The 13,046-nt window shown below is 70.2% G+C and carries 17 protein-coding genes; 9 read left to right on the top strand and 8 right to left on the bottom strand.

Annotated features, from left to right (window positions below; all coding sequences use genetic code 11):
- Nucleotides 1–4 precede the first annotated feature (4 nt).
- From ACFVDO_RS09405 to ACFVDO_RS09430, 6 genes are all read left to right on the top strand, one after another.
- Nucleotides 5–604 carry a copper resistance protein CopC gene (locus ACFVDO_RS09405; RefSeq protein ID WP_378858634.1) on the top strand — a complete coding sequence of 200 codons (600 nt, stop codon included), beginning with the start codon at nucleotides 5–7 and terminating at the stop codon, nucleotides 602–604.
- 11 nt (nucleotides 605–615) lie between these two features.
- A complete protein-coding gene (locus ACFVDO_RS09410) occupies nucleotides 616–1,131 on the top strand; it encodes a copper chaperone PCu(A)C (protein WP_378858633.1) in 516 nt (171 codons plus the stop codon).
- Nucleotides 1,131–2,348: a Dyp-type peroxidase gene (locus ACFVDO_RS09415; RefSeq protein ID WP_378858632.1), complete on the top strand. Its 1,218-nt coding sequence runs from the start codon at nucleotides 1,131–1,133 to the stop codon at nucleotides 2,346–2,348. Before ACFVDO_RS09410 ends, ACFVDO_RS09415 begins: the two co-directional genes overlap by 1 nt.
- A gap of 110 nt (nucleotides 2,349–2,458) precedes the next feature.
- Nucleotides 2,459–3,196, top strand: a complete 738-nt coding sequence (locus ACFVDO_RS09420) for a phosphotransferase (protein ID WP_378858631.1) — start codon at nucleotides 2,459–2,461, stop codon at nucleotides 3,194–3,196.
- A 103-nt stretch (nucleotides 3,197–3,299) separates the two neighbouring features.
- Complete coding sequence (locus tag ACFVDO_RS09425; protein WP_378858630.1) at nucleotides 3,300–4,055, top strand: SDR family NAD(P)-dependent oxidoreductase; 756 nt, start codon at nucleotides 3,300–3,302, stop codon at nucleotides 4,053–4,055.
- A 20-nt stretch (nucleotides 4,056–4,075) separates the two neighbouring features.
- A complete protein-coding gene (locus ACFVDO_RS09430) occupies nucleotides 4,076–4,906 on the top strand; it encodes an SDR family oxidoreductase (protein WP_378858629.1) in 831 nt (276 codons plus the stop codon).
- A 120-nt stretch (nucleotides 4,907–5,026) separates the two neighbouring features.
- Here ACFVDO_RS09430 and ACFVDO_RS09435 read toward each other — a convergent pair whose 3' ends face one another.
- The 5 genes from ACFVDO_RS09435 to ACFVDO_RS09455 form a co-directional block, all read right to left on the bottom strand.
- Nucleotides 5,027–5,758, bottom strand: a complete 732-nt coding sequence (locus tag ACFVDO_RS09435; RefSeq protein ID WP_378858628.1) for a sulfite exporter TauE/SafE family protein — start codon at nucleotides 5,756–5,758, stop codon at nucleotides 5,027–5,029.
- Nucleotides 5,755–6,348, bottom strand: a complete 594-nt coding sequence (locus ACFVDO_RS09440) for an ankyrin repeat domain-containing protein (protein WP_378858627.1) — start codon at nucleotides 6,346–6,348, stop codon at nucleotides 5,755–5,757. The genes ACFVDO_RS09435 and ACFVDO_RS09440 overlap by 4 nt, the downstream gene beginning before the upstream one ends.
- Nucleotides 6,349–6,440: 92 nt before the next feature.
- Nucleotides 6,441–6,803: a hypothetical protein gene (locus ACFVDO_RS09445; RefSeq protein ID WP_378858626.1), complete on the bottom strand. Its 363-nt coding sequence runs from the start codon at nucleotides 6,801–6,803 to the stop codon at nucleotides 6,441–6,443.
- Nucleotides 6,804–6,932: 129 nt separating this feature from the next.
- The gene (locus ACFVDO_RS09450) at nucleotides 6,933–7,571 is read right to left on the bottom strand and encodes a bifunctional 4-hydroxy-2-oxoglutarate aldolase/2-dehydro-3-deoxy-phosphogluconate aldolase (protein ID WP_378858625.1); all 639 of its coding nucleotides are present in this window, start codon (nucleotides 7,569–7,571) and stop codon (nucleotides 6,933–6,935) included.
- A gap of 22 nt (nucleotides 7,572–7,593) precedes the next feature.
- On the bottom strand, nucleotides 7,594–7,851 hold the full coding sequence (locus ACFVDO_RS09455) for a hypothetical protein (RefSeq protein ID WP_378858624.1): 258 nt from the start codon (nucleotides 7,849–7,851) through the stop codon (nucleotides 7,594–7,596).
- Between the two features lie 59 nt (nucleotides 7,852–7,910).
- Between ACFVDO_RS09455 and rlmN the strand changes: the two genes are divergently transcribed.
- Nucleotides 7,911–9,191 carry a 23S rRNA (adenine(2503)-C(2))-methyltransferase RlmN gene (gene rlmN, locus ACFVDO_RS09460; RefSeq protein ID WP_378858623.1) on the top strand — a complete coding sequence of 427 codons (1,281 nt, stop codon included), beginning with the start codon at nucleotides 7,911–7,913 and terminating at the stop codon, nucleotides 9,189–9,191.
- Nucleotides 9,192–9,414: 223 nt separating this feature from the next.
- Here the strand turns inward: rlmN and ACFVDO_RS09465 are convergent, their stop codons facing one another.
- Nucleotides 9,415–9,807, bottom strand: coding sequence for a hypothetical protein (locus ACFVDO_RS09465; RefSeq protein WP_378858622.1), 393 nt, complete (start codon nucleotides 9,805–9,807; stop codon nucleotides 9,415–9,417).
- 19 nt (nucleotides 9,808–9,826) lie between these two features.
- Between ACFVDO_RS09465 and ACFVDO_RS09470 the strand changes: the two genes are divergently transcribed.
- A complete protein-coding gene (locus ACFVDO_RS09470) occupies nucleotides 9,827–11,275 on the top strand; it encodes a PLP-dependent aminotransferase family protein (protein ID WP_378886854.1) in 1,449 nt (482 codons plus the stop codon).
- 9 nt (nucleotides 11,276–11,284) lie between these two features.
- Here the strand turns inward: ACFVDO_RS09470 and ACFVDO_RS09475 are convergent, their stop codons facing one another.
- Together ACFVDO_RS09475 and ACFVDO_RS09480 are read right to left on the bottom strand one after the other, a co-directional pair.
- Entirely contained in the window at nucleotides 11,285–11,803 is a 519-nt protein-coding gene (locus ACFVDO_RS09475; protein ID WP_378858620.1) for a DUF4279 domain-containing protein, read from the bottom strand.
- The gene (locus ACFVDO_RS09480) at nucleotides 11,796–12,413 is read right to left on the bottom strand and encodes an NAD(P)H-dependent oxidoreductase (protein WP_378858619.1); all 618 of its coding nucleotides are present in this window, start codon (nucleotides 12,411–12,413) and stop codon (nucleotides 11,796–11,798) included. The genes ACFVDO_RS09475 and ACFVDO_RS09480 overlap by 8 nt, the downstream gene beginning before the upstream one ends.
- Nucleotides 12,414–12,478: 65 nt before the next feature.
- Between ACFVDO_RS09480 and ACFVDO_RS09485 the strand changes: the two genes are divergently transcribed.
- Nucleotides 12,479–13,045, top strand: a complete 567-nt coding sequence (locus ACFVDO_RS09485) for a TetR/AcrR family transcriptional regulator (protein ID WP_378886855.1) — start codon at nucleotides 12,479–12,481, stop codon at nucleotides 13,043–13,045.
- Nucleotide 13,046 lies beyond the last annotated feature (1 nt).

Here is a 13,046-nt window from a genome sequence, read left to right on the forward strand (position 1 = left end):
CTCCATGTCTCCCATCCGAACCATCACGGCGGGGATCGCGGCGGTCGCGCTCGCGATCCTCGCGACCGCCGTTCCCGCATCCGCGCACGACGAACTCCTCTCCAGCGATCCGGCCGCAGGGGCCGTCCTCGCCTCCGCGCCGAAGGAGGTGACCATGACCTTCTCCGGCGAGCTGCTCGTGCTGGAGGGATCCGACGCAGGGGCGCGCGCCGCCGTCGTCGACCAGTCCGGCAAGGACTGGATCGACGGCGACATCGTCGTCCGCGGAGAGACCGTCACGATCCCGCTCGCCGACGGGATGCCCGACGCCGGCTACCAGGTGCGCTGGCAGGTCGTCTCCGAGGACGGGCACCCGATCGCCGGCGTCATCCCGTTCACCATCGGTGACGCGAAGCCCATGACGACCGAGCCCCAGGCATCCGCAAGCCCGTCGCCCGCGGCAGCCGACGTTCAGAAGAAGGAGGATGCCGCAGGCGGACCCCCGCGCGCGCTCCTCTTCGGCATCGGCGGAGCAGTGATCGCCGCAGCCGGATATCTGCTGTACCTCGTCCTGCGCCGCAAGAAGAAGAAGACGACAGCCGTCGACGCGGCAGAAGAACTGTGAAAGGCATCACGATGAGCACCACCATTCGCACGACCACCCGATTCGCCGCTCTGCTCGCCGCCTCCGCGCTGCTGATCACCGGCTGCTCGAATGCGACCCCCGACCAGGCGGAGACGAAGCCGGCCGGCCAGACGGTGACGATCGAGGATGCCTGGGCGAAGGCCGCCGACGAGGGCATGACCGCCGTGTTCGGCACCCTCGTCAACAAGGGCGGCGACGATGTCACCGTCGTCTCGGCGAAGACCGATGCGGCCGAGATGAGCGAGCTGCACGAGACCGTGCAGAACGACGCGGGCGAGATGACCATGCGCCCGATCGAAGGCGGGCTCGCGCTGTCGCACGACGCCAGGGTCGCGCTCGAGCCGGGAGGTGACCACATCATGCTGATGGGGCTCACCGCGCCGCTGAAGGCGGGCGACGAGGTGACCGTCACGCTCACCTTCTCTGACAAGTCGACCTACGAGTTCACGGCTCCGGTGAAGGACTACTCCGGTGCGAACGAGAACTACGACGAGGGCGGTGAGTGATGACCCGCTCCGGTGCGGGTGACCGCTCCGGCACCACCCGGCGACAGCTCCTGATCGGAGGGGCTGTCGCCGGGGTCGGCGCCGCCGCGGCGGTCGGTGCGGACCTCCTGCTGAATCGAGCGGATGCCGCGGACGAGGCGCCGTCCGCGACGATGAACGGCGAGCAGGTGGTGCCCTTCCACGGCGTGCATCAGGCCGGGATCGACACGCCTGCGCAGGCACACGGTGTGTTCCTCGGGCTCGACCTGCACGACGGCGTGGACCGCGCGGCGCTGGTCCGGCTGATGCGCATCCTCACGGATGACGCCGCACGGCTCACCCGGGGGACACCCGCCCTGGCCGACTCGGAGCCCGAGCTGGTCGGGGCGCCGGCCAGGCTCACCGTCACGTTCGGCTTCGGACCGCGGTTCGTCGCCGTGGCTGGTGGGGCCGGGCCGACGTGGCTCGCCCCTCTTCCGGCATTCGGCATCGACAGGCTGCGGCCGGAGCTGTCCGGCGGCGACCTGCTCATCCAGGTCGCCGGCGACGACCCGCTGACCGTCGCGCATGCCGTGCGGATGCTGCTGAAGGATGCCCGTGGCTTCGTCGCGCTGCGCTGGACGCAGCGCGGATTCCGCCGCGCCTACGGCACCGAGCGTCCTGGCACGACGATGCGCAACCTGTTCGGTCAGGTCGACGGCACCGTGAACCCCGAGCCGGGCACGAAGGACTTCGACCGCGTCGTCTGGTCGGAAGGCGGGTGGCTGGCCGGCGGCACAGGCGTCGTGATCCGCCGCATCCGGATGGACCTGGACAAGTGGGACCGTCTGGACCGCGGCGGGAGGGAGGCTTCGGTCGGGCGCAGACTCTCGAACGGTGCGCCGTTGACCGGGGAGCGCGAGCACGATGAGCCCGACTTCGAGGCGAACACGTCGCTCGGCTTCCCCGTCATCCCGTCGTACGCGCACATCCGCCGCGCCCGTGGCGAGGACGGGGAGCGCATCTTCCGGCGCGCGTACAACTACGACGAGCATCCGGAAGGCGCGGGCGTCTCGGAGTCCGGGCTGATCTTCGTGGCCTTCCAGGCCGACGTCGAGAAACAGTTCACGCCGATGCAGCGCCGGCTGGACGAGCTCGATCTGCTGAACGAGTGGACCGTGCCGATCGGCTCTGCCGTGTTCGCCGTGCCGCCGGGATGCCACGAGGGCGGGTTCATCGGCGAGACGCTGCTGGCCTGACGACGCGCCCTCAGCGAGGAGCGCCAGCGACCAGGGAGTCCCGCACCCTGAGCGAGGAGCGCCAGCGACGAGACGAAGGGGCGCATGCCCGGGTCGGCGAGGATGGACTTATGAGCATCCCTGCCGATCCGGTGCCCGTCCCCGAGCGCGTGCGCGACCTCGCCCGCGGCGCCGCGCTGGATTGCGTGTGGATCAACGGCGTCGGCGGGCTGACCTTCCGCGCGATTCCCGCCGGCGGCGACGTCTTCTACGTGAAATGGGGGCCGCGGGGCGACGAGACCACGATGCGCGCCGAGGCCGAGCGGATGACATGGGCCGGGCGCTGGATCCGCACGCCAAGGGTGCTCGACCAGGGCGAGGATGACACGCACGAGTGGCTCGTCACCGCCGCCGTCGGCGGTGAGAGCGCGGTCGCGCCGCGCTGGATCGGCGAGCCCGCCACCGCGGTGCGCGCCGTGGGTCAGGGGCTCCGGATGCTGCACGATGCGCTTCCGGTTGACGAATGCCCCTGGGACTGGGGCGTGCCGTCGCGGATCGCGAACGCCGCAGTCCGCGGCATCCGGGTGCCCGAGCATCTGCACGATGCGCCGCCGATGGACAGGCTGGTCGTCTGCCACGCCGACGCCTGCTGCCCGAACACGCTGCTCGATGACAACGGGAACGCGCTGGCGTTCGTCGATCTCGGCGCGCTCGGGACGGCGGATCGCTGGGCCGACATCGCGGTCGCGTCGATGAGCACCGAGTGGAACTACGGCCCCGGCTGGGAGGACGCGCTGATCGAGGCCTACGGCGTCGAGCCGGACCGCGAGCGTCTGGCGTACTACCGCGATCTGTGGAACGCGACGTGAGGATCGGCCTGCCGTAGGCTCGCATCGACAGGTTCCTCGCGGTAGTACTCAGAACCACATAAGCTGGAACTCAGTCGCACGCCGCCGTTCGAAGGAGAACAAGATGCAGATCAGCGGAGCCGGCGCCCTCGTCACGGGCGGCGCCAGCGGACTCGGGCTCGCCACCGCCCGTCGACTCGCCGCCGCGGGCGCCCAGGTCACGATCGTCGACCTGCCGAACTCGGCCGGTGCCGAGATCGCCGCCGAGCTCGGCGGATTCTTCGCGCCCGCCGACGTCACCGACGTCGACCAGGTGCGCGCAGCGGTCGCAGAGGCGCTCGACCCGCTGCGCATCGTGGTCAACTGCGCGGGCATCGCCCCGCCCGCGAAGGTGCTCGACCGCGACGGCAACCCCGCCGACCTCGCGGCGTTCGAGCGGATCATCCGCATCAACCTGGTCGGCACCTTCAACGTCATCTCGCAGGCGGCCGCAGTGATCTCGAAGACCGAGCCCACCGAGAGCGGCGACCGCGGCGTGATCATCAACACCGCCAGCGTCGCCGCGTTCGACGGCCAGATCGGGCAGCCCGCCTACTCCGCGTCGAAGGGCGGCGTGCACGCGATGACGCTGCCGATCGCCCGTGAACTGGCGCGCTACGGCATCCGCGTCTGCACGATCGCCCCGGGCATCATGGAGACCCCCATGCTCGCCGGCCTCCCCGAGGCCGCGCAGGAATCCCTCGGCCAGCAGGTGCCGTACCCGGCCCGCCTGGGCAGGCCCGACGAATACGCCGCCCTCGCGCAGAGCATCGTCGAGAACGGCTACCTGAACGGCGAGACCATCCGACTCGACGGCGCCATCCGCATGGCGCCGAAATGACCCACGACCAAGGAGCATCCATGAGCCTCGCAGGCAAGACCATCCTGATGTCCGGCGGCAGCCGCGGCATCGGCCTCGCGATCGCCCTGCGGGCGGCGGCCGACGGCGCGAACGTCGCGCTGATGGCGAAGACCGACACCCCGCATCCGAAGCTAGAGGGCACGGTGCACTCCGCCGCCGAGCAGATCCGCGCGGCGGGCGGCCAGGCGCTGCCGATCGTCGGCGACGTGCGCAACGACGACGACATCACCGAGGCCGTCCTGAAGACCGCAGGCGAGTTCGGCGGCATCGACATCGTGATCAACAACGCCAGCGTGATCGACCTGTCGGGATCGCTCGACCTCGCCGCGAAGAAGTACGACCTCATGCAGGACGTCAACGTGCGCGGCACGTTCATGCTCTCGCGCACGGCCGTGCCGGTGCTGCGGGAGTCGGCCAACCCGCACATCCTGTCGCTCTCGCCGCCGCTGAATCTGTCGCCGCGCTGGCTCGGCGCGCACACCGGCTACACGATGGCCAAGTACGGCATGACAATGGCGACGCTCGGTCTGGCGGCCGAATTCGCCGATGCCGGCATCGCGGCCAACACGCTCTGGCCGCGCACCACCATCGCGACCGCTGCCGTGCAGTTCGCCCTGGGCGGCGACCGCATGATGAAGGTCAGCCGCACGCCCGAGATCTACGCGGATGCCGCATACGCGGTCATCTCCGCGCCCGCCGCGCAGCGCACAGGCCAGACGCTGATCGTCGAAGACGTGCTCGAGGAGGCCGGCGTGACCGACTTCACCGGCTACGCCGCCGTGCCCGGCACGCCCGATGAGGCGCTGTTCCCGGACATCTTCCTGGACTGACGCGCCGTTCGGCGGCCGCGACCCCGCACACTTCGGGGGCCGACACGCCAGATGAAGGACCGATCCCCACGGGGTGTCCGACATCTGGCGTGTCGGCCCCCGTTCTGTGTCGGCCGCCGGTCAGAACAGCAGGTACACCGCGCCCAGCACCGTGAGCACGATCACGATGCGGTCGAACAGCTGCTGCGGCATCCGCTTCGCGAGTGCGATGCCGGCGAGCGCACCGGCGACCACCAGAGGCGCGAGCACGAGGTCCATCAGCAGCACCTGGGGCGTGAAGAGGCCGAGCCCGGCGAGGAACGGGACCTTCATGGCATTCACGATCGCGAAGAACCACGCCGAGGTGCCAAGGAACACCTGCACGGGCGTGCGGGTCGCGAGGAAGTACATCGACATCACCGGACCGCCGGAGTTCGCGACCATCGTCGTGAACCCGGCGAGCCCGCCGTAGGACAGGCCGAGCAGCGGGCCGGCGGGCTTGCCCGCAGCACGACGACGCCGCCACAGGGTGACGGCGATCATCAGCAGCAGGATGACCCCGATCGCGCGGCGTACCGTGGTGTCGCCCGCGACCATCAGGAACAGGAATCCCGCCAGCAGCCCGACGATCACCGCCGGCGCGAGCCGCAGCAGCGTCGGCCAGTGCGCGTGCCGCCGGTAGGCGATCAGCGCGAACACGTCGCCGACCATGAACAGCAGCAGCATCGCCGCCGTCGAGGTGCGCGCCGGCAGCACCGCCGCCAGCAGCACGACGGAGATGGTCGCGGCGCCGGGTACGGCAGTCTTGCCCAACCCGGCGATCAGGGCCGCGACCGCCAGCATCCCCCAGGCGAGCGGGGCGAGCTCCATCATCCGGCGGCGTCGATGACGGCGACGATGTTCACGTAGCCGCGCTGCGCCGCCATCTGACGGGGCAGGTCACCGTTGCCGTCGCGGATGCTCAGATCGGAACCGCCCTCGATGAGCACGCGCACGACCTCGGCGTAGTGATCGGAGCCGTCCCCGAGCTCGATCGCCTCATGCATGGCCGTCCAGTGCAGCTTGTTGATGTGGTTCGGGTCGACGCCCGCCTCGAGCAGGATCTCGATCGTGGGGATCAAGCCGCGCTCGGATGCCGGGATGAGGGCGGTGCCGCCGAAGCGGTTGACGCTCTTCAGGTCGGCACCGTGGCCGAGGGTGAGCCGCAGGATCTCGTCATGACCGCGGGCGCCGGCGTAGAGGTACGCCGAGTCCTGGATGTCGTCCTTCGCGTTCACGTCGGCACCGGCCTCGATCAGCACGCGCGCGGCCTCGACATGGTTCGCCTTGGTGGCGGCGATGAGCGCGGTCATGCCGCCGCGGCCGCGCACCTCGATGTCGGCGCCTGCGTCGAGGGCGGTGCGGACGGCGTCGGCGTCACCGGCGGATGCGGCGGTGAGAAGGTCGGCGGATGCTGCAGACATGAGGGCTCCTGGGGATGCGAGGGAGCCGGCGGTCGCCGGCATCCTTCTGGTATACCAAACTGCTCGATTGATTGTGGAGCTAAGCGTGCCTGTCAGGATTCTCTCGCGCGCTGATCGCGCCTTGGCAACCGAACTGATTCGGCCGGATGACCGGGAGCCCACGGCACGCCGGGAATCCAGGCCTCGATGATCGCCTCGGCCTCTTCCGCAGTGTGCGCACGCAATTCGCAGATTCGCTGCACGGCTCGATCCTCGTGGCCGGCCGCGAGGAGCGTGTCGATCTCCACGCAGTCCGTGGTATCAAGTGGGCGAAGCCAGATCGATGCCGCAGCCGGGTCGTCAATGCTTGCAGATCGCGCCGCGACGATGAAGACAGCGAGAAGTCCGAGGAACAGCAGTAACGGGACCAGCAGCATCGCCGGCAACAGGAACTCGATTCCTTGCAATCCGTCCATCGCGTCATCGTACGTCGGAGCGCGTCGCCGCTCCATGTGGCCCGCAGGCGCCACCAAATCGTCACGTCGATCGGCTCGCGTGCTCGGCCGGCCCGGTGTGGTGCGGGCTGCTCGCCTCGCTCCGCTCGCTCAGCCGCGCACCGCGGTCAGCGCCGCGGCGAAGCGCGCGGCCCGCGCCTCGAGGTCGGCCCAGTCCCCGGCCTTGATGGATGCGCCGTTCGCGAGATCCCCACCGGCGCCGACGGCGACGGCGCCCGCGGCGAACCAGTCGGCCAGGTTGCCGGGGTTCACGCCGCCGGTCGGCATGAGCGGGGCATCCGGGAACGGGCCGCGCAGCGCGCCGAGGTACGACGGCCCGCCCAGCGAGGCGGGGAAGATCTTCACCACGTCGACGCCGAGGTCGAGCGCCGACATCACCTCGGTCGGGGTGAGCGCGCCGGTCATCACGACGCGTCCGGTGCCGAGCATCGCGCGGGTCAGGTCGGGCAGCGTTCCCGGGCTGACCAGGAACTCGGCCCCAGCCTCGGCGGCGGCATCCGCCTGAGCGGGCGTGGTCACGGTGCCCGCACCGATGACTGCGGCATCCCCGTGCCGGGCGATCAGCTCGCGGATGACGGCAGGAGCATCCGGCGTCGAATAGGTCACCTCGATGCCGTTGACGCCGCCGCGGATGATCGCCTCCGAGGCGTCGATCGCGGCCTCTGGGGAGGGTGCGCGCAGCACGGCGAGGACTCCGGCAGAGCGGGTGCGGGCGAGGCGGTCGGTCATGAGAACTCCTTCGGGGTCGCTCTCATTCTGCCCGCTTCGCCCAGCTCGTGACGGTGTGGGCGGCACGGCGCGCGGACATCGGATGCGCCTGGCGCAGCAGCTCGGCGGCGAGCTGCTCATTGCCGAGGTCGATCTGCGCCCTGATCTCGTCGCGCGCCTCGGCGGGCACCTGTTCCTGCGGGAGCGGTGTTCCACCGGTGCGCAGAACGGGGAGTACCACGTTCCAGAAGAGGACCACGGCGAGGATCACGGCGATCAGAAGGAAGAGCCAGTCCGGCATCGCTCCAGAATAGGGTGCGGCCAGGTTCTTTCCATCCGGCACCCCGTACCCTTGGGGGTATGACCGAATCGCCCCGCACGCGCCAGACGCGACCCGTTTCCGCGTCCACCCCGGGGAAGGTCCGGGAGACGAAGGCTCCGCAGGTGCGCCCTGCGACCGAGGGCTGGACGCAGAAGAAGGATGCCGAGGGGCGGCCCCTGCTGCAGTTCGCGAGCCCGCGCCGCGGCAAGCCGCCCGTGCACTTCGCTGACTTCACGCCCGCTGAACGCATCGAGAAGGTCAAGGAGCTGGGGCTGCCCGGCTTCCGCGCCAAGCAGCTCGCGACGCACTACTTCACGCACTACACCTCAGACCCGGCCGAGATGACCGACCTGCCCGCCGCCCAGCGCGACGAGCTCGTGGCAGGTCTCATGCCGCCGCTGCTCACCGAGGTGCGGCGTCTCGAGACCGACCGCGGCGACACGATCAAGTTCCTCTGGCGCCTGCACGACGGCGCCCTCGTCGAGTCGGTGCTCATGCGTTACACCGGCCGCATCACGCTGTGCGTGTCGAGCCAGGCCGGATGCGGCATGAACTGCCCGTTCTGCGCCACTGGTCAGGCGGGGCTCACGCGCAACATGTCGACGGCCGAGATCCTCGACCAGATCGTGCGCGCCAACCGGCTGATCGCCGACGGCGGCCTCGGCGACCCGCGCAAGGTGGGCCACGAGGGCGAGCGCGTCACCAACATCGTCTTCATGGGCATGGGTGAGCCGCTGGCCAACTACAAGCGTGTCATGGACGCCGTGCGCACGATGGTCGCCCCGCAGCCCGAGGGCCTCGGCATGAGCGCGCGCGGCGTCACGGTGTCGACGGTCGGCCTGGTGCCGGCGATCCGCAAGCTCTCCGACGAGAACATCCCGGTGACCTTCGCGCTGTCGCTGCACGCTCCGGACGACCAGCTGCGTGACGAGCTCATTCCGGTGAACTCGCGCTGGAAGGTCGACGAGGCGCTGGACGCCGCGCGCGAGTACTTCGAGAAGACCGGACGCCGCGTCTCGATCGAGTACGCGCTGATCAAGGACATGAACGACCACGCCTGGCGCGCCGACCTTCTCGCCGAGAAGCTGAACGCCCGCGGGCGCGGCTGGGTGCACGTGAACCCGATCCCGCTGAACCCGACGCCCGGCTCGATCTGGACCTCGTCCGACAAGGACGTGCAGGACGAGTTCGTGCGCCGGCTCAACGACGCCGGCATCCCGACGACCCTGCGCGACACCCGCGGCAAGGAGATCGACGGTGCCTGCGGCCAGCTGGTCGCCACGACCGAGGACGAGGCCGCCGCGGCAGCGATGGCCTGAGCCTTCATCGGCCGGAACCGGGCTGAGCGACCACACGAAGCCTGGTTGTCGAGACCCGGTTTGACTGTCGAGCCCCTGCCTTCTTCGCCGAGACCGGGCCGGGTTGATGTCGCCCAGCCGGGGTCGCGGCAATTCTGACGCCGCCTTCGCGCGCGGCACAGCTGTTCCGCAAGGGGCGGAATGTGCGGCATCCGAGGTGCCGGACCCGACGTTCTCTGACCCCTCATGTGGTGACACCGCGTGTACCGGTGGTCTGCGGCGTCGAGGCGGGTGAGGTGTGCGACGTGCGCGAGGCGTGAGGTTCGTGCCACCGTGCGCGTTCCTGCCCGTTGCGCTTCGCGCGCGGGGCATCCAGCAGTCGGCTGATCCGGATGCCGCCCTTCGCGGGCTCCGCGTGCACCTGCATCACCAGCGACCGGATGAGCGCCTCGGCGCGGGCCTGGTGATGCCACTGCACGCCGGGGGTGAGCGCCTCGTCGATCCGGCGGAGCATCTCCGCCTCGAGTCCGGCGGGAAGAGCGTCGTGCACGGCGTAGTGGTCGAGCACGTCGGCGATGGTCCAATTCGGCGTGAAGCGCCCGGAAAGCGGACCGATGGTGGTGTTGTCGTGTCTCATTGGACCAGAATGTGACGGTATGAGCACCGTTGACAGGGCCAATCCACGGCTGGTGGACCAGAGAACGGCCACAGTGGACTCCGCCGCGCTGGCTGCACGGCTGGGGCGCTGGTCGCAGGGCGACGGAACACTGTCTGCGCAGCTGTCGTCGCGCATCCGCGCCCTGGTGGACACCGGCGAGCTGCGTCCTGGCGACCGGCTTCCTGCGGAGCGAGCGCTCGCCGCGGCGGTCGCGGTGTCGCGCGGCACCGTCGTCGCGGCCTATGCCGATCTCGCGGAGCGCGGGGCGGTCGAGCGCCGGCAGGGCAGCGGCACCCGCATCGCCGGGACGGCGGTGTCGCAGTCCGGGCGTGCAGCCCGCGGCGAGGCGCTGTTCTCGGCGCTCCCGAACTCGATCGACCTGCTGCGCACGGTGCCGCAGATCCCCGAGCTCGGGGTGCGTCTGATCCGCGAGCATCAGCCCGACCTCGCGCTCGCCCTGCTGCCCGAGACCGATCCCGCCGGGCTCCCGATGCTGCGCGACCTGATCGCCGGACTCTACACGGCGGAGGGCGCGCCGACGACGTCCGAGCAGATCCTCGTGACCCACGGCGCGCAGCAGGCGATCAGCCTGGTCATCCACGCGCTCATCGAGCCAGGAGATGTCGTTCTCGCCGAGGAGGTCACCTGGCCCGGCGTCACCGACACCGTCCGTCTGCGCGGCGGTGTGGTGCACGGCATCCCGATGGGCGAGGACGGGCTCGATGTCGTCGCTCTCGAGGTCGCCATGGCGCGGATGCGCCCGGCGCTGGTCGCGCTGAATCCGCACCACCAGAACCCCACCGGCACCCGGCTGCCGGCGGCCGCCCGCCGCCGTGTGGCCGAGCTCGCCGCGGAGTACGGCGTGCCGGTGATCGAGGATCGTGTGGTCGCGGGGATCGCCTTCGACGGAGTCGTGCCGCCACCGCTGGCCGCCGAGCGACCGGATGCCCCTGTGATCGTCGTCGAGTCGGTGTCGAAGTGGGTCTGGGCGGGACTGCGGATCGGCTGGCTGCGCGCCGACCCGGTGCTCGTGCGGCGGCTGCGCGGCGCCCGCCAGCTTGCGGATCAGTCCACGAGCGTCCCTGCACAGCTGCTGGCGATCGACCTGCTCGCGCACGCGAACGAGCTGCGGCGCGAGGTCGCCCGTACTCACCAGGCCCGGCTCGACCTGCTGCTGGCACTGCTGGCCGAGCACCTGCCGGACTGGACCTTCACGCCGCCACGCGGCGGGCTGTCGCTGTGGACGCGGATGCCGGCCGGCTCCGCCGATGCCCTCGCCCGTGTCGCCGCGGTGCACGGCGTATCGGTCGCCGGCAGCGGCGAGTTCGCGGCATCCCCGTCGCCGGACGACCACATCCGGATCCCGTTCACCGCTCCCGACGAGGTGCTGACCGAGGGCATCCGGCGTCTCGGTGCCGCCTGGGCGGAGTACCGCGCGACACTGTGAGGCTGCGGCTCAGGCGCCGTACTCGTCACAATCGATATCGGCTCCCAGATGGGCGAGGAATGACAGCGTCTCGGCGGAGAGGTGCCATCCGAGGAGTTGATGCTGTCCGGCGAGTGGGCGGAGCATATCGCCGTCGGAGACCCGGAGATTCTCCTCTTCGCCGTCTTCGGCATCGAAGTCGCGCACGATCTGCAGCACAGCCTCGATGGGCGCGTCCGCAATGAGCTCCCGGATCTGCTCCGCAAGCGGGCGCAGTCTACGGACGACGTGGTCGATCTGATCATCGACAGTCAAGCCCGCCGTGCTGCAGCACAGCTTCCAGGAATGCTGGACCGGGCGGGGCGGCACACTCTGTCGACTGCCCCGTACGGAGAATTCGTCAGGCTCGGTCCGTAGCGCGCCCGTGATGGTCGCCGTCGAGATCGGGTCGCTGGACAACGAAAAACATACCTTCTGTCGGATGCGCACGATCCCAGCATGACCTTGGGGACGCTCGTCGACAAAGTTGTTCTGCAGCGCCTCAGGCACCGACCGCCACGGTCGCGGCCGGCGCAGCGGCGCCATCCTGCTGATCCCGTGCGCCGTCGGAGGCACCCAGACGTGAGGCGCGCTCCAGCCAGCCCTCGATCTTCGCGGCGGACGCGGTCTTCACGCCCAGCATCCGGTGCGTCTTCACGGGTCGGATGCCGCAGAGCTTCATCGTGTTCCGCGCGACCTGTGTCTGCGCGGGCAGGCCGGTGATCGGCGCGAAGAACCACGGGGTGTCGGCGAGCAGCAGCAGGCGCCCGCGGTCGGCACCCACCATGCCGACCGGCAGGCCGGCGGGCGTGTAGCGGTACTCCTGTTGGGGGAGCAGGGCGCGGTCGAAGAAGCCCTTCAGCACGGCCGGAACCGAGCCCCACCACAGGGGAGTGGCGATGACGACGTTCGTCGCTTCGTGCAGGGCGGCCTTCGCGTCTTCGAGGTCGGGTTCGAGCAGCATCCGCTCGCGATAGCCGAACCGCAGGTGCGGGTCGAAGTCGAGGTCGCGCAGGGCGAGCAGTCGCGCGTCGCCGTGCGCGGCGGCGTAGCGCCGTGCGAGCTCTGCGGTGAGCGACTGGGAGTCGGGGTGGCCGTCGATGACGAGTGCAGTGGGCATCGGATGCTCCTATCTTGACAGTGTCTATTTGGTGGACACTGTCAAGATAGGGAACAATGTTGCTCGTGTCAAGTTCCCGTTCCGGCTATCACCACGGCGATCTGGCGCATGCGCTCGAGACGGCCGCGATGCAGCTGCTCGCCGAGAAGCCTGCGCAGGAGATCAGCCTGCGCGAGGTCGCGCGTGCGGCTGACGTGAGCCACAACGCGCCCTACCACCACTTCGCCGATCGCCGCGGACTGCTGAAGACGCTCGCCGAGCGCAGCATGGCCGACCTCGTCGCCGCGGTGCGCGCCGCGCTCGAGAGCGCCACCGACCCGGTCGCCGCGCTCATCGCCGGGGGACAGGCCTACATCCGCTTCGCCGTCGAGCGTCCGAACGCCTTCGATGTCGTCTACGACCCGGCCGTCTGCATCCCCGGCTCTCCGACCGAGACCATGGCGCCGCTCATCGACGAGCTCGAGTCGCTGCTCGGCGGCGGCGTCATCGCCGTGGGGCTCACCGAGGACGACGTGACCGCGACCTGGGGGCTCGTGCACGGACTCGGCACGCTCGCCGCGGCCGGGCACTTCCCGCTCGAGACGGCGCTCGCGTCCTGCGATTCCGCGGTCCGGCGGATGCTGCCCGCCTGAC

The sequence above is a fragment of the Microbacterium sp. NPDC057741 genome, assembly GCF_042798735.1.
Classification (GTDB): domain Bacteria; phylum Actinomycetota; class Actinomycetes; order Actinomycetales; family Microbacteriaceae; genus Microbacterium.